Origin of the sequence: Gulosibacter sp. GYB002 (genome assembly GCF_036577665.1) — a bacterium.
Lineage (GTDB): Bacteria > Actinomycetota > Actinomycetes > Actinomycetales > Microbacteriaceae > Gulosibacter > Gulosibacter hominis.
This window is the reverse complement of the sequence record NZ_JARBDD010000003.1, coordinates 101,875-125,183: the sequence shown is the minus strand read 5'-3', so window position 1 is coordinate 125,183 and position 23,309 is coordinate 101,875. Positions and strand designations below refer to the sequence as shown.

Annotated in this window: 24 protein-coding genes; 9 read left to right on the top strand and 15 right to left on the bottom strand. The window is 63.1% G+C overall.

The window, feature by feature from the left end; translation table 11 throughout:
- Nucleotides 1-77: 77 nt before the first annotated feature.
- Nucleotides 78-566, bottom strand: coding sequence for an HXXEE domain-containing protein (locus PV375_RS02655; protein ID WP_070586044.1), 489 nt, complete (start codon nucleotides 564-566; stop codon nucleotides 78-80).
- A 330-nt stretch (nucleotides 567-896) separates the two neighbouring features.
- Here PV375_RS02655 and PV375_RS10520 point away from each other — a divergent pair, with 330 nt between their 5' ends.
- Nucleotides 897-1,025, top strand: coding sequence for a monooxygenase (locus tag PV375_RS10520; protein WP_005293248.1), 129 nt, complete (start codon nucleotides 897-899; stop codon nucleotides 1,023-1,025).
- A 43-nt stretch (nucleotides 1,026-1,068) separates the two neighbouring features.
- Here the strand turns inward: PV375_RS10520 and PV375_RS02645 are convergent, their stop codons facing one another.
- Complete coding sequence (locus PV375_RS02645; RefSeq protein WP_005290994.1) at nucleotides 1,069-1,458, bottom strand: heavy metal-responsive transcriptional regulator; 390 nt, start codon at nucleotides 1,456-1,458, stop codon at nucleotides 1,069-1,071.
- Nucleotides 1,459-1,556: 98 nt separating this feature from the next.
- Between PV375_RS02645 and merA the strand changes: the two genes are divergently transcribed.
- On the top strand, nucleotides 1,557-2,978 hold the full coding sequence (merA, locus tag PV375_RS02640) for a mercury(II) reductase (RefSeq protein ID WP_332106033.1): 1,422 nt from the start codon (nucleotides 1,557-1,559) through the stop codon (nucleotides 2,976-2,978).
- Nucleotides 2,975-3,325, top strand: coding sequence for a hypothetical protein (locus tag PV375_RS02635; protein ID WP_005291003.1), 351 nt, complete (start codon nucleotides 2,975-2,977; stop codon nucleotides 3,323-3,325). Before merA ends, PV375_RS02635 begins: the two co-directional genes overlap by 4 nt.
- Nucleotides 3,326-3,411: 86 nt before the next feature.
- Here PV375_RS02635 and PV375_RS02630 read toward each other — a convergent pair whose 3' ends face one another.
- Nucleotides 3,412-3,726, bottom strand: coding sequence for a hypothetical protein (locus tag PV375_RS02630; protein ID WP_012359882.1), 315 nt, complete (start codon nucleotides 3,724-3,726; stop codon nucleotides 3,412-3,414).
- Nucleotides 3,727-3,909: 183 nt separating this feature from the next.
- A complete protein-coding gene (ychF, locus tag PV375_RS02625) occupies nucleotides 3,910-4,983 on the bottom strand; it encodes a redox-regulated ATPase YchF (RefSeq protein ID WP_332106032.1) in 1,074 nt (357 codons plus the stop codon).
- A 73-nt stretch (nucleotides 4,984-5,056) separates the two neighbouring features.
- On the opposite strand from ychF, the gene PV375_RS02620 reads away from it, so the two are divergent.
- From PV375_RS02620 to PV375_RS02600, 5 genes are all read left to right on the top strand, one after another.
- On the top strand, nucleotides 5,057-5,668 hold the full coding sequence (locus PV375_RS02620; RefSeq protein ID WP_332106031.1) for a 3'-5' exonuclease: 612 nt from the start codon (nucleotides 5,057-5,059) through the stop codon (nucleotides 5,666-5,668).
- An 87-nt stretch (nucleotides 5,669-5,755) separates the two neighbouring features.
- Nucleotides 5,756-6,982, top strand: coding sequence for a hypothetical protein (locus tag PV375_RS02615; protein WP_332106030.1), 1,227 nt, complete (start codon nucleotides 5,756-5,758; stop codon nucleotides 6,980-6,982).
- Nucleotides 6,983-7,082: 100 nt separating this feature from the next.
- A complete protein-coding gene (locus PV375_RS02610; protein ID WP_332106029.1) occupies nucleotides 7,083-7,493 on the top strand; it encodes a DUF1648 domain-containing protein in 411 nt (136 codons plus the stop codon).
- 148 nt (nucleotides 7,494-7,641) lie between these two features.
- Nucleotides 7,642-8,784, top strand: a complete 1,143-nt coding sequence (locus PV375_RS02605) for a DNA recombination protein RmuC (RefSeq protein ID WP_332106028.1) — start codon at nucleotides 7,642-7,644, stop codon at nucleotides 8,782-8,784.
- A gap of 595 nt (nucleotides 8,785-9,379) precedes the next feature.
- Entirely contained in the window at nucleotides 9,380-10,078 is a 699-nt protein-coding gene (locus tag PV375_RS02600; protein ID WP_332106027.1) for an endonuclease domain-containing protein, read from the top strand.
- 398 nt (nucleotides 10,079-10,476) lie between these two features.
- Here PV375_RS02600 and pheT read toward each other — a convergent pair whose 3' ends face one another.
- The 10 genes from pheT to infC form a co-directional block, all read right to left on the bottom strand.
- On the bottom strand, nucleotides 10,477-13,044 hold the full coding sequence (gene pheT / locus PV375_RS02595) for a phenylalanine--tRNA ligase subunit beta (RefSeq protein ID WP_332106026.1): 2,568 nt from the start codon (nucleotides 13,042-13,044) through the stop codon (nucleotides 10,477-10,479).
- Nucleotides 13,045-13,046: 2 nt separating this feature from the next.
- Nucleotides 13,047-14,120, bottom strand: a complete 1,074-nt coding sequence (pheS, locus tag PV375_RS02590; protein ID WP_332106025.1) for a phenylalanine--tRNA ligase subunit alpha — start codon at nucleotides 14,118-14,120, stop codon at nucleotides 13,047-13,049.
- A gap of 41 nt (nucleotides 14,121-14,161) precedes the next feature.
- Nucleotides 14,162-15,139 (bottom strand): amino acid ABC transporter permease, encoded by a 978-nt coding sequence (locus PV375_RS02585; RefSeq protein WP_332106024.1) that lies wholly within the window; start codon nucleotides 15,137-15,139, stop codon nucleotides 14,162-14,164.
- Nucleotides 15,136-15,783, bottom strand: coding sequence for an amino acid ABC transporter permease (locus PV375_RS02580; RefSeq protein ID WP_332106023.1), 648 nt, complete (start codon nucleotides 15,781-15,783; stop codon nucleotides 15,136-15,138). Before PV375_RS02580 ends, PV375_RS02585 begins: the two co-directional genes overlap by 4 nt.
- 143 nt (nucleotides 15,784-15,926) lie before the next feature.
- A complete protein-coding gene (locus PV375_RS02575) occupies nucleotides 15,927-16,805 on the bottom strand; it encodes a glutamate ABC transporter substrate-binding protein (RefSeq protein WP_332106022.1) in 879 nt (292 codons plus the stop codon).
- 38 nt (nucleotides 16,806-16,843) lie between these two features.
- The gene (locus tag PV375_RS02570) at nucleotides 16,844-17,608 is read right to left on the bottom strand and encodes an amino acid ABC transporter ATP-binding protein (protein WP_201518421.1); all 765 of its coding nucleotides are present in this window, start codon (nucleotides 17,606-17,608) and stop codon (nucleotides 16,844-16,846) included.
- A gap of 140 nt (nucleotides 17,609-17,748) precedes the next feature.
- On the bottom strand, nucleotides 17,749-18,552 hold the full coding sequence (locus PV375_RS02565; protein WP_332106021.1) for a TrmH family RNA methyltransferase: 804 nt from the start codon (nucleotides 18,550-18,552) through the stop codon (nucleotides 17,749-17,751).
- Nucleotides 18,553-18,639: 87 nt separating this feature from the next.
- Nucleotides 18,640-19,026, bottom strand: coding sequence for a 50S ribosomal protein L20 (gene rplT, locus PV375_RS02560; protein WP_201517667.1), 387 nt, complete (start codon nucleotides 19,024-19,026; stop codon nucleotides 18,640-18,642).
- 63 nt (nucleotides 19,027-19,089) lie between these two features.
- A complete protein-coding gene (gene rpmI / locus PV375_RS02555) occupies nucleotides 19,090-19,284 on the bottom strand; it encodes a 50S ribosomal protein L35 (RefSeq protein WP_201517668.1) in 195 nt (64 codons plus the stop codon).
- On the bottom strand, nucleotides 19,284-19,919 hold the full coding sequence (gene infC, locus PV375_RS02550) for a translation initiation factor IF-3 (protein WP_332106157.1): 636 nt from the start codon (nucleotides 19,917-19,919) through the stop codon (nucleotides 19,284-19,286). Before infC ends, rpmI begins: the two co-directional genes overlap by 1 nt.
- A gap of 279 nt (nucleotides 19,920-20,198) precedes the next feature.
- Between infC and PV375_RS02545 the strand changes: the two genes are divergently transcribed.
- On the top strand, nucleotides 20,199-20,582 hold the full coding sequence (locus PV375_RS02545; RefSeq protein WP_442903919.1) for a DUF1844 domain-containing protein: 384 nt from the start codon (nucleotides 20,199-20,201) through the stop codon (nucleotides 20,580-20,582).
- Nucleotides 20,583-20,709: 127 nt separating this feature from the next.
- Here the strand turns inward: PV375_RS02545 and PV375_RS02540 are convergent, their stop codons facing one another.
- Nucleotides 20,710-23,307 (bottom strand): cation-translocating P-type ATPase, encoded by a 2,598-nt coding sequence (locus PV375_RS02540; protein WP_332106020.1) that lies wholly within the window; start codon nucleotides 23,305-23,307, stop codon nucleotides 20,710-20,712.
- Between the last annotated feature and the right edge of the window lie 2 nt (nucleotides 23,308-23,309).

Genomic DNA, 23,309 nt, shown 5'->3' with positions numbered 1-23,309 from the left:
TTAAACGTTGAACTTGAACTCGACCACGTCGCCGCGGATACCAACCTCACACGACATGCCGTTTCTTGCTTTTCCGGTCAGTTCTTTACCGCGGACACCCGACGGATCAGTCGTGCTACCACCTGGCATACTAGGGCGGCGGGCAGGAGCAACGCGACGCCGTTGACCGTGTCACGGAACCGCAGCTCGCACCCGTCCCGCTGGAGTTCTCGACGCGCCATGAGTGCCCCTGGAAGCATGATCGGCAACGCCGTCGCAACACCGGCGGTGTAACCACGCTGCGCGACTGAACCGCCGAGGTGAGTCACGACGTGGGCTTCCAGCCCGGCGACGACTGCCCGATAGGTCGCCGACTTACCGGTAGAGCGCACGCCGCGGCCACACGCCGCCGCCACCAGAATTCCCATCAGCCCCACGGCGATCCACGATTGCTGCGGCGTGATTCTGAGCTGTTCTATACCAGTGCGATCCGCGAGACGATCGCAGGATGCAGAAAACGCGAACGCCTCTTCGAAGTCGTGGATTACCCACGCCGCAAACAGTGCAGTCGGCCCCTTCCAACTCACAATTCAGCCTTTCCCTCACGAATGCAACTCCGATGAATCTGCTGGCAGACGCACACGCCCACCAGCATCATTTCACAGCCGACAGAGTGTTTGAGGCCATGCTACCGTGAGGTTCAACCGGAACTCGACTAGACGTTAAACTTAAACTCGACGGTATCTCGTTGCAAAGTTACTCCCTCTCGTTAACACCATCAAAAGGAGTGTTATCCAATGAAAGCGTTCGGCTTCTTAAGCTTCGGGCATTACGCCTTCGGCAGCTAGTGCGGGCCATCTGCGGAAAAGATCGCCAAGACTCGTCTGGAGATCACCCAGGCTGCGGACGAAATCGGCGTGAACAACGCGTCCTTCCGAGTCCACCACTTCGCGCTGCAGGCCTCCGCCCCGATGCCGCTGCTGTGTGCTATCGCTGCCACCACCAAAATCATCGAGGTGGGCACCGGCGGCATCGACATGCGCTAGCGCATATCGGGGTTGTAGCGTTTGAGTCATTGACTCCCGCCGTCTACAAGTACCTACACACTTGATCGGTGCTGCACGTTTCAGGATCCGGGTGCGCGGCGTCCTGGCTAAGGTCCGCGATAGTGTCGCGCAGCACGGAGAGCTGCGCGATCTGCTGCTCGATCTCAGCGAGGCGCACGTCAAGCAGGTCGCGCACGTGCTCGCAGGGCGCATGGCCGCCGTCGCGGATGTCGAGGATCTGGCGGATCTGGGCGAGGGTGAGGCCCGCGGCCTGGCCGCGGTGGATGAAGTCGATCCGAGCGACCGTCTCGGGCGCGTAGTCGCGGTATCCGGACGGCGTGCGCTCGGTCGGGGGCAGAAGGCCCTGTTCCTCGTAGAAGCGAAGGGTCTTCGCGGTAGTGCCCGCCCTCTCGGCGAGTTCTCCGATCCACATTACTGTCTCCCTCCGTGGCCGCGCTTGACCTTCCCCTGCACTGGAAGGTCCAGTATGGCTGAGACAGAGCAGAAAGCCAAGAGTTGACAGGAGCAGCGATGCCTACGAAGTACGATCTCGCCATCATCGGATCGGGAGGCGGCGCGTTCGCCGCTGCGATCCGCGCCAGCACGCTCGGGAAGTCGGTGGTGATGATCGAGCGCGGGACGCTCGGCGGCACCTGCGTGAACACGGGCTGCGTCCCGTCGAAGGCGCTCATTGCCGCGGCCGGCGCGCGGCACGTCGCGGTCGACGCCGCAACCCGGTTCCCCGGGATCGCGACGACGGCGGATCCCGTCGACATGCCCGCGCTGATCGCTGGGAAGCAAGCGTTGGTGGAGTCGCTGCGCGGCGAGAAGTACGCCGACGTCGCCGACTCCTACGGCTGGCAGGTCCTCCGCGGCGACGCCTCGTTCGTGGGCACCCCTGATGCGCCGGTTCTCGATGTTGCCGGATCCGACGGAAGCGTCGAGACCATCGAGGCCCACCACTACCTGGTCGCGACTGGTTCTCGCCCGTGGGCACCGCCGATCGACGGCCTGGAGGAGACCGGATACCTGACCTCGACCACGGCGATGGAGCTGACGGAGGTCCCCGAGTCGCTGCTGGTGCTCGGCGGCGGCTACGTCGCCCTGGAGCAGGCGCAGCTGTTCGCCCGCCTCGGCTCGCAGGTCACGCTGCTCGTGCGGTCCCGGCTCGCGTCGAAGGAGGAGCCGGAGGTGTCGAAGGCGCTCCAGGAGGTGTTCGCCGGCGAGGGCATCCGCGTCGTCAGCCGCGCAGTGCCCACCCGGGTCTCCCGCGGCACGGGAGGCGAGGCCGTCGTGACCGCCGCCTTGTCCGGCGGCTCGCAGGAGTTCCGCGCCGACCAGGTCCTGGTCGCCCTCGGACGCCGTCCCGTCACCGATGGCCTGAACCTCGATGCGGTCGGGGTGAATACCGGAGACTCCGGCGAGGTGGTCGTCTCCGACCGGCTGCAGTCCTCGAATCCGCGGGTCTGGGCCGCGGGCGACGTGACCGGGCACCCCGAGTTCGTCTACGTCGCCGCCCACCACGGCACCCTCGTCGCCGAGAACGCGTTCGCCGACGCCGACCGGTCCGTCGACTACGCCCGCCTGCCGCGGGTGACGTTCACCGGGCCCGCGATCGGCGCGGTCGGGATGACCGAGAAGGACGTCCTCGCCGCGGGGATCCGCTGCGACTGCCGCGTCCTGCCCCTGCACCACGTGCCCCGCGCCTTGGTGAACCGCGACACCCGCGGGTTCATCAAGATCGTCGTGAACGCCGAGACGAACGAGATCCTCGGCCTGACCGCCGTCGCCAAGGACGCCGGGGAGCTCGCCGCCGCAGGCGTCCACGTGCTCGGCAGGACCGTCGCCGAGGTCGCCAACGCCTGGGCCCCCTACCTGACCATGGCCGAGGGCATCCGGATCGCCACGAAGGCCTTCACCACCGACCCGTCGCTGCTGTCGTGCTGCGCATGAACGGCAACACAGGCAATCGGGGAGATCTCATCCTGAAGCAGACGATGAGCGCCGATCAGGACCGCGACGAATGGCGCGCCGGTCCCGTCGTCGCTGCAGTGACCGGGCTGCTCTTGCTGGCATGCTGCGCGCTTCCGTCGCTGCTCTGCTGCGGCCTGCCGTTCATCGCGGCGGGCGGAGCACTTGCAGGCGTCGGTGGGCTCCTCGGTAATCCCTGGATCATCGGTGCCGGGACCGCCGTCGTGATGGCCGTCATGGCGGGGATGCTCGTCAGGCTACGGCGGCGGCACCGGCGCCGCAGGTCCGGCTGCTGCGAAAATCCTTCGACCGCTGATCGGAACCGGTAGTTCGAGGGATCCAGCGATCACTGCCACCTACGGAGGCCGCTGAAATCGAAGCACGACGGGAGAAGGAGGAGCAAAAAGCGTTCGAATCAACCGGTGACGAGGATAATACTGAGGCTGGATCCCGGCCGTCGCGACGCGGTCTCCGCTTCCGCCGAGACGAGAAAGGGTTGTGGGCACCTAGGCTGGGCGGCATGAACGACCTGACCATAGCGCCCGGCCCGGGGATCCCCGACGGTGCGGTCATCGCCGCCGATCTCGCGGAGCGTTTCGCGAAATCGTCGACTCCAGGCGGCCAGGGCGTCAACACGACGGACGGCAAAGTCCAGCTTTCCATCGATGTCGCCGAATGCGCATCGCTTACCGACGCCCAGCGTCACCGTATCTCGCGCAACCTCGAGCACCGCCTAGACGGCTCCGTCTTTACCGTGACTGCGTCGACTCAGCGGTCTGTGTTTCGCTCCTGGTCCTCTCGCTTGCACCTGCGACACAGCCTCGTGTCCCCGGGCCGTAGCGTTCGGGGGAGCACAATAGCCCCAGTCCTCATCACGTCCCGGGATCAAAGAGTTCATCGCAGAGGTTAAGCACTACACGTTAAATTTGAACTCGACCACATCACCATCCTGCATGACGTAGTCCTTGCCCTCCATACGCACCTTGCCGGCGGCCTTCGCATCCGTCATTGAACCGGCCGCATCCAGGTCGTCAAACGACACGACCTCAGCCTTAATGAACCCGCGCTCGAAATCGGTGTGGATCACACCCGCAGCCTGCGGCGCCTTCCACCCCTTGCGAATCGTCCACGCGCGCGACTCCTTCGGCCCGGCAGTCAAATACGTCTGCAAGCCCAGCGTGTCGAAACCGACGCGCGCCAGCTGGTCAAGCCCCGACTCTTCCTGCCCCAACGACGCGAGCAGCTCAGCCGCCTCATCGGCCGGCAGATCAATTAGCTCCGACTCGGTCTTCGCATCCAAAAACACCGCCTTCGCCGGCGCCACCAACGCGGCAAGCTCCGCAAGCTTCGCCTCATCGCCAAGCGCATCCTCATCCACGTTAAACACGTAAATAAACGGCTTCGCGCTCAACAGCCCCAGCTCACGAATTGGCTCAAGATCAAGATCACTCATCGACAGCAGCTTGCCTTCTTCAAGCACCGCGAGCGCCTCCTTCGCAGTGCTGTACATCTGCGGGTCAAGCGTCTTGTGCTTCGCGCCCTTCTCATAGCGCGGCAGCGCCTTCTCGATCGTCTGCAGATCGGCAAGAATCAGCTCGGTATTAATCGTCTCCATATCGCTCGCCGGCGACACCTTGCCATCCACGTGCACCACATCCGGGTCACTGAACCCGCGCACCACCTGGCAAATCGCATCCGCCTCGCGAATATTCGCGAGGAACTGGTTACCCAAACCCTCGCCCTCCGAAGCACCCTTCACAATGCCGGCAATATCCACAAACGACACGGTCGCAGGCAGGATGCGTTCAGAACCGAAAATCTCGGCGAGCCGTCCGAGACGTTCATCGGACAGCTCAACCACACCCACATTCGGCTCAATCGTCGCGAACGGATAGTTCGCCGCGAGCACGGTGTTCTTGGTCAGAGCATTGAACAGCGTCGACTTACCGACATTGGGCAGACCGACAATTCCGAGAGTAAGAGCCATAGGCACCGATTCTACCCGCCGCAAGCCCCGCCTAGCTCGGCGAGAGTCGGTGGCACCTGCAAGGATGGTTGCTATGCCCGATTTCGTCGCGCTCGACTTTGAAACCGCAAACCGCTCCCCCGCATCAGCCTGCGCCGTCGGGATGGTTCGGGTGCGCGGCAGTGAGATCACCGACCGCGAACACTTCCTCATCCGCCCGCCGGCCGGGCACGACGAATTCACCCCCTTCAACGTGCAGCTGCACGGCATCTCACGCGAGCGGGTATCCCGCGCCCCCGAATGGCCCGAAGCGCTCGAACGCATCCTCAACTTTGTCGGTGACGACATCATCGTCGCCCACAATGCCGGATTCGACGCCGGAGTGCTCGTTGCCGCCACCCGAGCCTGCACACTTCCCGTGCCCGCAGCGCGATACTTTTGTTCGCTGCGGCTCGCCCGGCGCGGCTACCAGCTGCAGTCATACCGCCTGCCCAACGCCGCCCGCGAAGCCGGATACGAACTGCAAAACCATCACGACCCGCTCGAAGACGCCGAAGCCTGCGCGGCAATCGTCATCGACATCGCTCGCCGTATGGAAACCGCAACGCTCGCCGAGCTGTCAAAACAAACCGCGGTGTTCATCCGCGAAATCCCCGCCGAGGATGCTGACGCACTCACCGCACTCGAACGAAAAGCGACCTTCTAGCACCGGCCTTTGGCGCGCATCCCGGCCCTGCCGCACTGACACCGCGGCACTGAGTTTGCCGCAAGATTGGCCCCCTACTATGACGACATGACCGCAGCGCAAACTCCGCTCTGGAAATACGCCCTCGATCACGCCGAACAGGCCGACCCCAACGGCGTATACGCTGCCATTGTCGCCGACGGCGGCGAAAAAGCCTACCGGGCACTGCTCGACAAATGGGTGCGGATGCGCGACAGCGGCAAACGTGACCTGGTTGCCGGACTCGCGCTCATGCTGGCACACAGCTTCGACGACCACCGTGCCGTCGAATACATCGCCCAAAACTGGTCAGCACCCTTCCCCGACGAATTCGCCTGGCGCTGTTACCTGCAGCCAGCAAGCGAACCGGTGCGCCGGGCCTTCAGCCCCAAAGTGATCGACGAGCTACGCACCTGGCTCGTCGCACACGATACCGACGCACTCCCCCTCGACCTGGCACGATCGGCAAGGGCCCTGCGCGCCGACGACCGCGGTGAGGTATACCTGCAGCTGCGACGCGACCTCACCGAGGCCGCGCCACAGCCCAACGACCCGGCCGTTGAGCGAGTCACCGACGAGCTCCTCGTTGCAGCCGCATCCGCCACCCCCGACCGGCCCGACGTGCGCAACACCGTGCTGTCGTACTGGGGGCTTGAGCGGCCCCTGGATGCGGTGCCCAGTGGCGAACCGCAACCGGGCGAACAGCCCGCATCCTGGACCGCCACCTGCGAACTCATCCACCACACCCGCGATGCCGCTTTCGCCGACCGGATTATCGAAGTCGCCCACGGTCACCGCGAAGCGTGGACGGGCTCAAGCATGGCCGCCGAACAGTATCTGCGCGCATTAGAAGCAACCGTCGGCAACACCGCCGAAACGCACCTGCTCGAAATAGCCCGCGCCGAGGTGCCCGCCTCGGGCCTTGCAGTGCAGCTACTCGCTGCACGGCGGCGGCGACTGGCAGGTGTGCGGCCGCCGCTGCTGAAACGCGTCGAACTCGTGCTCGACGGGATGCACGTGTCGGGCCTGCTCGCCAGATACGAAGGCCGGGGCCCCGGCAGCCAAACCCGCGCAGCACTCGCCAAAGTCGTCGACGAGGCCGACGACACGATGACTATCGCGCACCGCATCGCAGAATCGCTCGATATCCCCAACGACGATACCCTCGCGCTCGAGTGGGCAAGTTTCGCGAGCTGGGCGCTCGAGAACGAACTGCCCGAAATCGACCCCGTGCCGGCAGCGCAGCCGCCCACCCGCCGCGGCCGCGGACTTCTCGGCAGGCTCTTCGGCAACTAGCGCCGCTTGGATGCGGCCCGCTGCTGAGATCACTATGGAATCCCGACCCCGTATTACACCCGCTATTGGCCCCGTCTGGCGGATCTTGCGGTGGGCATCAGTGATTTCGGCAATCGCGATTTCGGTAACGTTGCTCGCCGTCTATCCCTCGATGTCGGAAATCGTGCCAATCCACTTCGATGTCAACGGTGAACCCGACAGTTTCGGACCGAAAACGAGCGTGTTTGTGCTCATCGCAATCATGCTTGCGATAACGGTGCTCATCTTCTGGTTCGCGGCGCGGCCACGCATCGTGAATTACCCGGTGCCGGTGACTGCCGACAACGCCGCCCGCCTCTACGCGCTGAGCTACCAGCTGCTGGTGCTCGTTGGGGTTGGGATGCAGCTGATCTACGCCGGAATCACGGCAGCGCTGCTCGCATCGCCGATTACGTGGCTGCTGTGGGTTGGCTTGGCGGTGCTGTTGGTTTCGCCCGTGATCGCGATCGTGCTGATGGTGCGGCAGGGATAGTTTTTGGCTTTTGGCCGGTGTTGTTTCGGTTTTTGATCGGTGTTGTTTTGGCCTTTGGCCGGTGTTGTTTCGCTTTTTGGTCGGTGTTGTTTTGGCCTTTGGCCAGTGTTGAGCCGAAAATGTCGGAGGCTCGTGCGAGAGTTCACCCATGCATCCCATTTGGCTCATCCTCTGCTTGATCGTCGGCGTCGCGCTCGGCATCGCCATCGGATTGCTCGTCAACCGCGCCCGCGCGGCCGCTGCTGAAGCGCGGGTCGCTGAACTGCGCAGCGCGCTCGAAACGCAGGACGCGCGGCACCGCGGCGACACTGCGGTGCTTCGCGAACTGGCACCAGTGCGCGGAGAGCTGCAGCAGCTGCGTGCCGTGGTGCAAGAGCTTGAAGGCGAACGGCTCGAGCTTCACGGGCGGTTGAGTGAGCAGCTGCGAGTACAGGCACGATCCGATGCTGAACTTCGGGCCGCCACTGAACAGCTGGCCACATCGATGCGGTCGAGTAGTGCCCGTGGCAACTGGGGTGAAGCGCAGCTGCGCAATCTTCTCGAGGCAACCGGGATGCTCGAGCATGTCGACTTCAATACCCAGGTGACGGTGGCATCAGGTTCTGGCGGGGCGCGACCGGATGCACTCGTGCACCTTCCTGGCGAACACGAACTGATTATCGATGCCAAGGCGCCGATGGCGCGGTATTTGGAGGCGCTGGCGGTGCCAGTCCCAGGGGATGCGGCGGATGAAAAACAGCGGCAGCGCCTCTTGCTCGAGCACGCGCGCGCGGTGCGGGGCCACGTGGATGCGCTGCGCACCCGCGACTACCCGGCTGCGGTTTCCGGGGCGGCGCCACTGGTGATCGCGTATCTGCCGAGTGAGGCGGCGCTATCGGCGGCGGTTGGTGCCGACCCGGCGCTGCTCGACTACGCGTTCAACCGCGATGTGGCGCTCGCCTCACCCACTACGCTCTGGGCGATTCTGCGAGCCGTCGCGGCAGCCTGGCAGCAGGAGCGAGTGAGCGATTCGGTTGCCGAGGTGCTTGAACTGTCAGCCGAGCTGTACCGCCGACTTGCCACCGCATCCGGGCACCTCGCCAAACTTGGCCGGCAGCTGCAGGGATCGGTGGAGGCCTACGACCAGCTGATCGGGTCGCTTGAAGCGCGAGTGCTGCCCACCGCGCGGCGCCTCGCCGATTTTGATGCCGCCGCCAAACAGCTGCCCAGCACGCCGCCGCTCGGCGTCGCGCCGCGCACCCTCACCGCCCCCGAGTTCACCGAGCCCGCGCGCACCGAGCCCGGGGCCTAGCGCGCAGCCTCGCCGCCCCCGCAGAATTTTGTTTCCTGACCTCAGAATTTTGTTTCCTGTTTTTTGATTTTTGGCTGCATCCACGCAGAAATAGGGCCAAATCAGGCCGCTTTAGCCTCAACTGCAGGCATTCTGCAGCCAGGAAACAAAACTCCCCCGCCGGGATGCAGCCAGGAAACAAAATTCAACAGCGAGGATGCAGTCAGGAAACAAATCTCGCACCAAGCAGGTGGCGACGGTAGTGCGGCGCTACCTAACCGGGAGGCGGCGGCACCAAAGCACGCAGCGGCGTTAGCTGAGCAGGAGCGGTTGGCCGGTTAGACGCCGAGACACCGAGTTGAACGCCGCAACCCAGCCCGGAGGGGCTGTGGATAGTGAGTTATTCCCAGAGACCACCCTGGGCCCGGAACAAAACGCGATTTCTTACCAACCTGACACCGTGAAATCAATCCAAGAACTGCTTGAAGCAAATTTCGGAGTCGTCGCAAGGTTTCAGCTACTGAACGCCGGCTACCGATCACACGATGTCGACCGCGGCCTACGACGCGGCGTCTTGCAACGCATCCGCCATGGTTGGTTTCAAGCACCAGGATTCATGACTCCCAATCCCGACGTGGTTACGGCGGTCGCTGCCGGAGGCGTGCTCACTGGCGCACGAGCGCTCGCCCTGCGCGGAGCCTGGGATCCGGGAGGCCCCGAGATCCCGGTGCGCGCCGCTTATGTCCACCGCATTCAGCAGCGCGATGGAGTGCATCCTGTCGCCCTCCCGCAACGCAAAAATGCGCCGATCATCCAGTCGGTGGATTCGCTACAGGTCGCCTTTCAAATCATGGTGTTGACGAGCGACCGAGCAACCTGCACGGTCGTCGGCGATTCTCTCGTTCAGCGCCAGTTGCTTTCCCGCGATGAGATGCAAGATCTTGTTCAGGATTATCCGCAGTCGGTGCGCAGCCGCATCGCCCTGGTGGATGGCAGAGCTGAATCGGGCGCCGAAACTCTCGTTCGCATGTGGCTCGAAGCCGAAAACCTTCGTTTTGTGCCGCAGTTCGTGGTGGAGCAGCTGAACGCGCGCGTGGATTTTCTCGTCGAAGACGACGTGGTCATCGAAGTGGACAGTCGCGCGCATCACACCGGCGAACTGCACTACCAGCGCGACCGCACACGCGACCAGCAACTGTCCGCGCTCGGGTATCGAGTCATTCGTGTCACCTATGAGGATGTGTATTTCAACTGGCCTGCGGTGTCGCAAACCGTTCTTGCGGCGCTCGGGCAGCGGCACATCGTGCCAGCCTGAGACGCGCAAGCAACGCAACGCATCCTGCTGGTCTGCGACACGACGCATCCCCCTACCTGCGAAGCGCGCATCCCCTACCTGGGATGCACAGACCAGCCGCCCAACCTGCTGCCCCCGCTCACATGCAGATTTTTGTTTCCTGGCCTCAGAATTTTGGCTGCAAATTGCCCGCATCCAACCCAAATGGCACCTAAAACTCGAGTTTTGCAGCCAGGAAACAAAAATCATCACCGGGATGAAGTCAGGAAACAAAATTCCGCAGGGGATGCAGGGGGGATGCAGGCCAGCAGCAAGACAGCAAGCAGCTGCCGCCCGCGCCAATACGACGGGCGACAGCTGCAGGGAGAAAGCAGACAGCTGCAGGGCGGCTGCGGACAGCAGCCGCAAAGCAAACTGGGCTAGGCGCGGATGCTGGCTCCGTAGCGTTCGGCGGCCACTGCGGCACCGGCTTCTTTCGCCTCGGTGGCTTCGGCAGCGGTCAGAGTGCGGTCGTTCGCGCGGAACCGCAGCGCGAAGGTCACCGACTTCGTGCCGGGCTCGAGCCCCTCACCGCGGTAGTCAGCGACGAGCCGGATGTCTTCGAGCAGCTCACCGGCGCCCTCAACCACCGCATCCCGCAGCTCACCGGCCGCAACCTCTTCGCGCACCACGAGCGACAGGTCTTGGGTGGCTGCCGGCACGCCCGCGATCACCACCGCTGAAACATGCCGGTCGGTGCCCGCGAGCAGCGCATCCACGTCAATTTCAACGGCGCCCACCACTCGCGGCAGGTCGCGCTCGGCAGCAATTTCGGGATGCAGCTCACCCGCGTAGCCGATCACCCGCTCATCACCAGCGGTGTTGCGCACCGACACTTCGGCGCAGCGTCCGGGGTGGAAGGCAATGTGCCGCCCCTGGCGCACCACGATCTCGGCACCCACTGCCGCACCAACGCGGTGCACCAGTTCAAGCGCATCCTGCCATCCGAATTTCACGGCCCGCACACCCGGCTGCGCCGACGTGCGTTCCCCCACAAGCAGTGCACCAAGATAGTGCGGTTGCGGCGGCAGCCCGTCGTTCAGCTGGGCAAGCACCTCGTCGCTCGGGCGCTCACCCACCGGCGGCAGCGAGTCGACACCGTACCGCTTACCAGCCTCGGGACGGAACACGCGGCCAAGTTCAAACACTGCAATATCGGTGAGTCCGCGCGAAACATTGCGGTGCGCCACCCCGATCAGCCCCGGCAGCGTGCTTGTGCGCAGATAGGGCACAGTCGCATCCATCGCATTCGCAAGCTTCATCGCCGGCTGCGTGTCAGCCTCAGGCGCACCAAACGTCGCCACGTCGTCGGCGCTCACGAACGGGTAGCTCATCACCTCGGTGCAACCGGTGGCGGCAAGCACATCCGCAAGCTGGCGACGAAGACGCTGTTCGCGAGTGAATCCGCGGCCCGCCGGCGCAATGGGCAGCTCAGCGGGGATGCGATCGAAGTCAAGCAGTCGCGCAACTTCTTCAACCAGGTTGACGTCGCTCGTGAGGTCGGGGCGCCAGCTGGCCGGGCGTGCATAAATCGTGTCGCCGTCCACTCGCACCTCGCAGCCAACGGCGCGTAGTGCATCCAGCACTTCATCGGCACCGTAGTCGACACCCATCAGGGTTGCGGGTAGGGATGCGGGCATTGCGATCTCGTCGCGCGACACCACCGAGCCGATGATTTGACCGACCGGTTCGACCTTGCCGCCGGCGAGTTCCACCAGCAGTTCGGCCACGCGCGCCGCCGCCGCGGGTGCGACCGCCGGGTCGACTCCTCGTTCAAAACGACGGGATGCTTCGCTCGGCAGCTTGTGCCGGCGGGCAGTGCGGGCGATCGAGATTGGCGCGAAATTTGCCGCTTCGATGAACACGTTCACCGTGTCGTCGGTGAGTTCGGTTTCTTCACCGCCCATCGTGCCGGCGAGGCCGATCGGGCCGCGGTCGTCGGTGATCAGGATGTCTTCGGGCGACAGTTCGCGGTCTTTGCTGTCGAGGGTGGTGAGCCGCTCGCCAGCTTTGGCGCGACGCACGTGGATGCCGCCGCGCAGCTTGTCGAGATCGTATCCGTGGATCGGCTGGCCGAGTTCGAGCATCACATAGTTGGTGATGTCGATCAGCAGTCCGAGTGAACGGATCCCCGCCAGGCGTAGCCGCTGCGCCATCCAAGCCGGGGTCGGACGGTGTCCGTCGACGCCGGTGACCACCAGCCCGGCAAACACCGGCGCCAGCTGCTGGTCGCGCACCCCGAGTTCGTCGCTGATCGACAGCGGCACTCGCACATCGGCAGCGTCGGCCGCCACGCCGGCGGCAAGAATCTGCTGCAGCTCGTCGCGCTCGGCGGGGTCGGCGAGCGCCGCACCGGTCGAGTTCGCGTATTCACGAGCGAGCCCGCGCATCGACATGGCATAGCCGCGGTCGGGAGTGACGTTCACCTCAACCGCAACATCGTCGAGCCCCAGTAACGGCAGCGCGAGAGCTCCGACCTCGGCCTCAATGCCGAAGTCTGCCAGCACGATGATGCCGTCGTGGTCGTCACCGATGCCGAGTTCGCGCACCGAAGCCATCATCCCGTCAGACACGTGGCCGTAGGTTTTGCGTGCCGAGATGCGGAAGTCGCCGGGCAGCACCGCTCCGGGCAGGGTGACCACCACCTGGTCGCCGACCTTGAAGTTGTGGGCGCCACAGACGATGCCGCGCACGGCCTCGCCGCCGTCGGCCGCACTGGCGCCATCGGGCGCAACCCGCACCTGACACCAGTTAATGGTTTTGCCGTTCTTCTGCGGTTCGGGAACGAATTCGAGCACCTCACCCACGACGATGGGGCCGGATGCTTCGGTGGCGTGAATCGCTTCGTCTTCAAGACCCACGCGCACGAATGCGTCAAGCACCTCACGCGGGGTTGCTTCGGCGGGAATCTCGACGTATTCGCGGATCCAAGAAAGAGGTACACGCATGACTAGATCACCATCCCGAACTGCTGGCTGAAACGGACGTCGCCCTCAACAATGTCGTGCATATCGCTGAGATCGTTACGGAACATGAGCGTGCGCTCGACACCCATCCCAAAGGCAAAACCGCGGTATTCTTCCGGGTCGACGCCTGCGGCACGCAGCACATTCGGATGCACCATGCCGCAACCGCCCCATTCGACCCAGCGCGGGCCGCCCTTGGCGCCGGGGTGCCACACGTCGAGTTCCGCGCTCGGTTCGGTGAATGGGAAATAGTTGTTCCGCAACCGGATGCGGGCATCCTCGCCAAACATGCTGCGGGCAAAGTGTTCAAGGGTGCCGCGCAGGTGCGCCATTGAGAGGTGCTTATCGATCGCGATGCCCTCAAACTGCATGAACACCGGTGTGTGTGTCGCGTCGAGTTCGTCGGTGCGGTAGGTGCGTCCGGGGGCGAGCACATACAGCGGCACACCGCGCTCGAGCATTGAGCGCATCTGCACCGGTGAGGTGTGGGTGCGCATCAACATGTGGCGCTCAACCGGTTCAACAAAGAAGGTGTCTTGCAGCGCGCGTGCGGGGTGGTCGGCATCGAAATTGAGCGAGTCGAAGTTGTACCACTCGCTTTCAAGTTCGGGGCCGTCGGCAATCTCCCAACCCATCCCAACAAAGATGTCGCAGACCCGATCGCGCAGCATGGTGAGCGGGTGCCGGGCACCGACACGTTCACGCAGTGGTGCGGCGGTGACATCGACCCGTTCAGCTTCAAGCTGTGCGGCAGCTTCGGCGGCAGCAATTTCTGCTTCGCGTGCGGCAAACGCCTGGTTGACTCGCCCTCGAGCCCCGCCGATCAGTTTGCCGGCTTCTTTTTTCAGCTCTTTCGGCACCGCGCGCATCTTGCTGTTGAGCTCGGCGAGCGGGGATGCTTCGGCAAGGTGGTCACTTCGCACCTGCTTGAGCTCGACGGTGCTCATAGCCGCGGCGATGGCAGCCAGCGCGGCCTGTTCTGCCGCTTCGACCGCCGCCGGGGTAATCGGGTTCTCTGGCGAATTTAGGTCTGACACAAGGGTTAAGTCTAGTGACATCGTGAGCGGGACGCGCGCTGCATCCCGCCCACGGCCACCGATTAGCGTGACCGACCGCCGCTTTGTTCGGTGCGACCGGTCATACCTTCTGCTTTACCGATCGAGAGCAGCGAGGTATCGGTGCCGATCTGACCGCGCGGCGGCGTCGACGCGTCTCCCCCGCGGCGGGTACGACGTCGGGTCGCGCCCACAGCCCGCGGCCCTGAACGGCGCGCGATCCACCTCGCGAACGCGCTGAGCGAGAGGTTCACGAGGAGGTAGATCGCGAGCGTCACAAAGAAGATCGAGAACGAGTAGTTGCCCGATCCGTAGTAGTCCTTGAGCTGGTTTGATACCCGCAGCAGCTCGGGATACGACACGATGTAAGCCAGTGAAGTGTCTTTCAGCAGCACCACGGTCTGCGCCACAATGATTGGCAGCATCTGCCGGAAAGCCTGTGGCAGCTCAATCAAAAAGCGGGTCTGCATCCGGGTCATTCCCAGCGATAGTGCCGCTTCTTGCTGCCCGCGTGGCAGCGAGGTAATACCAGCGCGCAGTGCTTCACCGATGATGGCGCCGTTGTACAGCGCAAGCGCGCCAACCACGGCCCAGTAGTCACCCACTTTGAGGCCGAGCAGGATGAACAGCATCATCAGTAGCACGGGCATACCGCGGAAGAATTCGAGCACAATAGTGACCGGGATGCGTATCCAGCGGCTGCGTGCCAGTCGCCCGAGCGCAAACAAAACGCCGAGCACAATCGCGAACACGGCCGCGAGCGCCGCCGCACGCAGCGTACCCATCACGAGTCCACGCCACAGCAACCCCTCCCAGACTCGCGAGTCGGTGAAAATATCCCAGCGGTCGGGGTGCCATAGCCCGGTAAGTTCGGCTCCCGTGGCAGCGGTTCGTGGCTGGCCGAGCTCGAAGATGAACCAGCCCAATAGCACCACGATGACGGCGGTGGCCACGGCCGAAATGATGCGTGACTGTCGCCGCGCCTTGGGGCCGGGCGCGTCATAGAGAACTGATGCGCTCATCGAAGCACCGCCACCTTTCGTTCGATGCGTGCCGCGATGAGACCGAGCGGCACGGTGATGATCAGGTAGAAGAGTGCGATGCCGAACAGCATCGGGACGACCTGGTCACCGTTTGCGTTGGCCAAGATTTTTGATTGCGCAACCAGTTCGACGACGTAGAAGCCTGATGCCACCGAAGTGTTTTTGGTGAGTGCGATGAACACGTTGATGAGCGGCGGCACCACCATGCGCATGGCCTGGGGGAAGATCACGTGCCGGATCGTCTGATTGAAATTGAGCCCCAGTGATCGAGCCGCCTCAGCCTGCCCCATGGGCACCCCGTTGACGCCCGAGCGGAGCGCTTCGGCAATGAATGGTGAGGTGTAGATCGACAGCGCGAGAAATGCGCCGGCCATTGAGTCGAGCCCCAGGTTGAGCACTGGCAGCACGACGATCACGAGAAAAAATACGAGCGTCAGTGGCGTGTTCCGCACCAGCTCGGTGTAGACGGTGGCGATCATCCGCAGCGCGGGAATCGGTGAAATTCGTAGCAGTGCCACGAATGTGCCGATGAGGGATGCGCCGACGCCGCCCACGGCGAGCAGGAGCAACGTGTTGAGGAACGCCGCCCACACCTGGTCAATGTTCTCAAAGAGTGCCTGCATCCTGATGTTTCCTGTGGTGGTGAGCTGCGTGACACCGGCGCAGCGGTTGCGAGTCGGTGCCACGCAGCTCGGGATGAATGTCGTCCCCGGGCGCAAGTTCAGCTGGCGCCCGAGCCGAAACGGTCAGTTTGCTTCGAGCCGGCCTAGTAGCGGTCGACGGCGGGCGGGTCGGGAAGCTCGAGGTTGTCGCCAACGGTTGACTTCCAGGCTTCTTCCCAGCGGCCATCCTCGTAGGCGGCCTCGACGGTGTCGTTGATGAAGTTCCGGAACTCGTCATCACCCTTCTTCAAGCCGATACCGTAGGGCTCCTCGGTGAAGGTGCCGCTGACCACTTCGAACTCGCCCTTGTTCTGGTCGGCGAGCCCCGCGAGGATCACGTTGTCGGTGGTGAGCGCGTCGGCCTGCCCCGAACGCATCGGTTCGATGCAGTCGCTGTACTTGTCGACGGTCATGACCTTGTCGGTGTACTCGCGAACGTTCTCTTCCGAGGTTGAACCGACCACGGTGCAGACGGTCTTGTCTTTGAGCGAGTCGGCGATCTTGCCCTCTTCGGTGGTGATGCCGCCGGGGTTGCCGGTGGGCACCAGGAACGACTGGCCAGCGACGTAGTAGGGGCCGCCGAAGTCGATTACTTCTTTGCGCTTGTCGTTGATGGTGTAGGTGGCGATCACAATGTCGACAGTGCCGTTTTGAACGAAGGCCTCGCGGTTTTGCGATACCGTCTCGACCCACTTGATCTTGTCGGGTGCGATGCCGAGGTCGGCCGCAATGAGCTTGCCGATTTCGACGTCGAAGCCCTCGGGCGTGCCGTCGGGGCCCGAAAGACCGAATAGCGGCTGGTCAAACTTGGTGCCGATGGTGATGGTGCCGGCGTCGGCGAGCTTCGCCATGGTGGTACCGTCGGCGAACTCGGGGTTTTCAGCAACCTCAGGTTCGCTGCCCGAGCCCGAGCAGCCGGTGAGTGCGAGACAGGTAGCGGCAACAATAGCCAGGCCGGAAAGTAGGCCGCGTTTTTTGTTCACTGTGACTCCTTTGTCGTTGGGGTTTGGGGAATTCAGAATTAACGTTCGAGGATCTTCGAGAGGAATTCTTTGGCTCGGCTACTGCTCGGGTGAGAAAAGAACTGTTCGGGGTCGGCTTCTTCTACCACTGCCCCGTCGGCCATGAACACAACTCGGTCGGCGGCCTTGCGAGCAAAGCCCATTTCGTGGGTGACTACCACCATGGTCATACCGCCGTGCGCCAGTTCGACCATTACGTCCAGCACCTCATTAATCATTTCGGGGTCGAGTGCCGAGGTGGGTTCATCAAGCAGGATGAGCTTGGGATCCATTGCTAGCGAGCGAGCGATCGCCACGCGCTGCTGCTGCCCACCCGAAAGTTGCGCGGGCATCTTGTGCGCGTGTGCTCCGACGCCGACCCGTTCAAGCAGCTGCATTGCGCGCTTTTCGGCTTCTTGTTTGTTCATCTTGCGCACCTTCACTGGTGCCAGCGTGACGTTTTCCAGAACAGTCTTGTGCTGGAAGAGGTTGAACGATTGAAACACCATGCCCACATCGCTGCGCAGTTTGGCGAGGTCTGCTCCCTCTTCGGGGAGCTTCACGCCATCGATGAGAATCTCGCCCTGATCAATGGTTTCTAGGCGGTTAATCGACCGACAAAGTGTTGATTTGCCAGACCCGGACGGGCCGATGACCACAACCGTTTCGCCTCGGTTAACGGTGAGGTTAATGTCTTTCAGTACATGGTTCTCCCCGTACCACTTATTAACGCCGTTGATTTCTACAAGTGGCCGCGTCGACTCAACATCATTGTTCGAGTTCATAGGTGACATATAACCACACAACGCAACGGTTCATGGAAACAAGAAGTAACGAACCACTCGACCGCCGGGAAAATAGCGTGGTGGCCGGCGGAAAACACCGTGGTGACCGCCGCATCCGCGACGGCCACCACCAGCAAAAACTATGCCGAACGCTGCGCGAACGCCGACTCGTACAGGCACACGCTTGCCGCAGTGGCGAGGTTCATCGATTCGGCACGCCCGTAGTTGGGTACCGCGATCGTGGCATCACACTGCGCGATGATGTCGTCGGGCAGGCCACGAGCCTCGTTTCCGAACACCCAGGCGGCTGGCTGCGCGAGGTCGCCCGCGTTTCGGGCCGCCAGCAGATCGTCGCCGTCAATATCGGCGGCGACCAGTCGCATCCCGGCCGTCTTGGCGCGCACACTCGCGTCAAGGAAATCGCCATCCACTGCAATCGGCACGTGAAAAAGCGAACCGGTTGTGGCACGCACCACCTTCGGGTTGTAAAGGTCGACCGAGCGGCCGGTGAGGATGACCGCATCCGCACCCGCGGCATCGGCCACCCGGATGATGGTGCCGAGATTACCGGGGTCACGTACCTCTTCGAGAATCACCACCAGCTGCGGCGACTCATCAAAGAGACGCTTAATCGCCACCGGAAACTGCCGCGCGACGGCCACCACACCCTGCGGGGTGCGGGTATCGCACATCGCATCGACGACCTCTTCGGTGGCCCAAACGACCTCGATTCCGGCTGCGTCGGCAAGTTCGGCGAGGTCGTGGTGCCGTTCCATTGCGGTGGGGGTGGCAAATAGTTCGGTAATTAGATCAGGGCGGTCGTGCAGGGCCTCGCGGACGGCCTGCGGCCCCTCGAGCACAAACAGACCGCGCTCGGTGCGCTCAGCTTTTTGCGCGAGCTTACGCACATCACGCACTCGGGAATTGCGTACCGACTCAATCATGGGTGGGTCCTTTCATTCGCACTGCTCGGGATGCAAGAAGGCGGCCGGCCGGAAGCTCTCCGGCTGGCCGCCCACTCATACGGGCCGTTACGCGGCGTTCTTCGGTGCCGAGGTGTCCTCGGGAAGAGCAGCCTTCGCGGTCTCAACAATTGCGGCGAATGCGGCCGGCTCGTTCACTGCGAGCTCGGCGAGCATGCGGCGGTCAACCTCAACGCCGGCCAGATTCAGGCCCTGGATGAGGCGGTTGTAGGTGAGGCCGTTTGCGCGCGATGCAGCGTTGATGCGCTGGATCCACAGGCGGCGGAAGTCACCCTTGCGGTCTTTACGGTGTGCATAGTTGTACACATACGAGTGGGTGACCTGTTCTTTCGCCTTACGGTAGAGGCGCGAACGCTGACCGCGGTAGCCCGAGGCTTCATCAAGAATGACGCGGCGCTTCTTCTTCGCGTTAACTGAACGCTTCACACGTGCCATAGCAGTGTTCTCCTAGTAATTTCAGTGCCGGGATGCTCCGGCAAAACTTTTGTTGGCTGCGGACTAGCGACCGAGCAGCTTTTTGATGACCTTGGCGTCCTGAGGAGCAGCGATCTTGTCGTTGTTCAGGCGTGCCTTACGGCCGGGGGCCTTGACCTCGAGGTTGTGGCGCATGCCGGCCTGCTGCTTCTTGATCTTGCCGGTGCCGGTGACCTTGAAGCGCTTCTTCGTACCCGAGTGGGTCTTCTGCTTCGGCATCAGTTCTCCTTGGTAGTTGCCGGGGCATCGGCGTTTTCGGCGCCTGCCTTGCCGGCTTGCTTGGCGGCACGAGCCGCTTCTTTTTGCTGGTTACGTCGGGCGTTCTGCTCGGCCTTCGCCTCGGACTTGTTGCGAATCGGTGCGACGATCATGACCATGTTGCGACCGTCGAGCTTCGGTCGATTTTCGGCCGTGCCGTATTCGGCGACATCCTCAGCAAACTTTTGCAGCAGCTTCAGACCGAGTTCGGGACGCGACTGCTCGCGGCCACGGAACTGGATCATCGCCTTGACCTTGTCACCCAACGAAAGGAACCCAACGGCTCGCTTGAGTTTCGTCTCGTAGTCGTGATCGTCGATCTTCAGGCGGAAACGGACCTCTTTGAGCACCGTGTTGGCCTGGTTGCGACGGGCTTCTTTCGCCTTCTGTGCTGCCTCGTACTTGAACTTGCCGTAGTCCATGATCTTTGCCACGGGAGGACGGCTGTTCGGTGACACCTCGACGAGATCAAGGTCGGCTTCCTGGGCGAGGCGCAGAGCGACCTCGAGTTTTACGACGCCGACCTGCTCTCCACTGGGCCCGACGAGGCGTACCTCGTGGGCGCGGATTCGGTCGTTGGTGCGTGGTTCGCTGATGGTGGCTCCTCTTCTAGCACGTGAATCGCTTCACCGGTTTCGGATCCCCCACCGGCAACGACAGTTCGCAGCACGTGCAGCCACCCACTATCCAAGAGCTGGATCACTCAACACCGTAGATACAGCGTTAAGGGAGCGGTTTACCCGGTAACCTTGAGCGGTAGTCGCGGGTGGGACGAGTCCTCTTGACTAGGCCGCCTGAACTGACCGCTGCCGAAGCAGCAAACAGTGCAGACACCGCCCAATAGACTAACAGAATCTTCTCGTGAAAGGAACCCTGTGGCCGAGAACACTCCAGCCGATGCTGGCACCAACCAGTTTGCCTTCAATAACGAACAGGTGGATGCGCAGCTTCGCGACATCGCCGAGGTGCCCGCCGTCGAATTGATCTCGACCGTTGCGGTTCATCTCATGAGTGCCGCCGCAGTGCACCTGGGTCTGGCCGAAGGCGACACCGAACCCGATCTCGATGAGGCGCGCAAGTGCATCAGCGCGCTTGCCGGCCTGATCCAGGGCGCCACCCCCTACCTCGGCGACCACCACGGCCGTCCGCTGCGCGACGGGCTGCGCTCACTGCAGCTCGCTTTCCGTGAGGCCTCCACTATCCCCGACCCGATCGGTAAGGGACCGGGCGAAGAGTTCACCGGCCCGGTGTTCGGATAGCCCCAGCGCCAGCACCAAGCCAGCACAGCGCCAGCACGAGCATCTCGGCGTCACAGCACCTAGCTAAACCAAAACGCAGCGGGGCGAGTCAAATGGATCGACTCGCCCCGCTGTAGTTTCCCGTCGTTCACCGGCGACGCTGCTTGCCGGCGCGCCGCTCGTGACGTTGGCGGCGCCGCCCCGGTTCGTCACCGTGGCGCTGCCCCGGGATCAACCGAGTCAGTCGCTCACGGCGATCGTGGATGTGCTGCAGCGATTGCTCTACCTCGGCACCCAGCGCGCCGGCCCGCCAGCGGCCGTGCAGCTCAAGCAGCCCGATCGCGGCAAGACAGGTAATCGCCAGCGCGATCCAGAGTTCGTTCGTGGGCCATTCAAGTTGCAAGAACCACCGCCCGAACGGGATCGCGAGAATCAGCAGGAATGCCGCAATACATCCCGCAAAAACGGCAGCCAGTAGTGGCTTGAATGGGCGGCACACGAGGCTCAAAATCCACAGACCCGCAACCGCGAGGAATAGCGACGCGGTTGTCTGCTGTTGCGGAACGCTCGCATCCGTGAATCGTCCCACCGCGGTAATCGCGAACACGCCGAGCAACACCACCGCACCGGCGGGCAGCGCGAATTGCAGCGCGCGCCGGAAGAACCCGCTCACATAGCGGCGCGAGTTGGGAAGCAGCGCGAGCACAAATGCCGGCCAGCCGATCGTCACACCGTCAAGAATCGACAACTGTCGCGGCAAGAACGGATACGGCCAGAGGATCAGGCCGAACACAACCGCAAACATCACCGCGTAGGCCGTCTTCGACAGGTACAGCATTGAAACGCGCTCGACGTTTGCGATTGCCTGTCGACCTTCGAGCACCACATTCGGCAGCGCCTCAAACTGGTTGTTGAGCAGCGTCAATCGTGAAACCGCCCTGGCAGCTGCCGAGCCGTGCCCCATCGCGATACCGAGGTCGGCGTCTTTCAGTGCCAGCACATCGTTCACACCGTCCCCGGTCATGGCAACCACGTGGCCGCGCTTGCGCAGAGCGAGCACCATATCGCGTTTTTGTGTGGGGGTCACCCGGCCAAACACGCGCTGCTGCTCGAGCACCTCGGCCATCTCATCAATATCGTCGGGCAGCTTGCGCGCATCGAATCCGGATGCATCCGGTTCAATCAGTCCCACCTCGCGCGCCACGGCCGCAACCGTGCGCGGGTCGTCACCCGAGATGACGCGCAGGTCGACGCCTTCTTCACGGAAGTAGCGCACCGTATCGGCAGCATCGGGACGGATGCGTTCGCGCAGCGATACGAGCACCACGCCCTGACAATTCTGCGGCGCGGCCTCATCGGCCACCTGCTGCTCGGTGAGTAGCTCTGGCGAATAGCACAGCGCCAGCACGCGGCGACCCATATTGCTGAGCTCGGCCACTTCGGCGAGCAGCTCCTGGTCTCGTTCGGGTGAGAGCACAATATCTGGGGCACCCAGCTGCCAGGTACCGCGGGCTCGCTCATCTTCGATGACCAGCGCCGACCACTTTCGCTGTGACGAAAACTGGATTTCGCGCGCGACCGGCAGAGCGAGGTCGGCGCCATACTGCTCGGCCAGACAGGCCGCCGAGTCGTTTGCGTTTTTATCGGCGCCAATAGTTGCGAGCACCTGCTCCCAGCCCGGCTGCGGCGCCGGGCCCTCGTGCGTGCCCCAATAGGCCATACCGCCCTCGGTGAGCGTTCCGGTTTTGTCGAAGCAGAGCATGTCCACGCGCGCCAGCCCCTCAACGGCGTGCAGCTCTTGCACCAGTACCTTCCGGCGCCCCAGCTTCACCGCACCTGCGGCGAACGCCACCGAGGTCATCAGCAGCAGCCCGAGCGGCACCATCGCAATTGCAGCGGCAACGGCACCAACGGCCGCATCCACCCACTTGCCGGAATCGATCGCGTGCTGCCAACCACCAAAGGCCTGCATCTGACCATTAATGACGATGAGCATCACCGGCGCCAGCAGCCAGGCGACCAGCCGCAGCACCCGGTTGAGCCCGTCACGAATTTCAGAGTTCACCAGTGAAAAACGCTTCGCTTCGGCGGTGAGTTTTGCCGCAAACGATTCAGCACCCACGCCCGTAACCACCGCGGTGCCGTGGCCGGCAACCACGATCGAACCCGACAGCAGCGCCAAATCGGCTTGCTTGTCGACGGCATCTTCTTCACCCGTGAGAAGCGACTCATCCACCTGCAGCCCGGATGCGCTCAGCACCATCGCGTCGGCCGGCACCTGGTCGCCGGAACGAACCTGAATAATGTCGCCGAGCACCAGATCTTCACGGTCAAGTTCAATGACCTCACCATCACGAAGCGCACGCGCGTGCGGGGCGTGCAGCACCCGAAGGTTATCGAGCTGACGCTTCGCGGAATATTCCTGCCAGACACCGATGATCGAGTTGGCGACCGCCGAAAACCCGAAAATCGCATCCTGCCAGCGGCCGAGCACCGCCAGCAGCGTAAAACACGCCAGCACAATCAGGTTGAACAGCGTGAACACATTGGCCCGCAAAATCGCCCACATTGAGCGGCTCGTGGTGCTGGGCAGCTTGTTGTCACCAAACTCTTGACGAGACTGCTCAATCTCGGCCGAGGTCATCCCGATCTCGGAATCCTGCGGCCGAACCCGAACACTAGTTGGATCGATCGCGACGCTGGTTTTTTCCATGGTCGCTGTTTTCGGAGTTGTCTGGTTGGCCATTC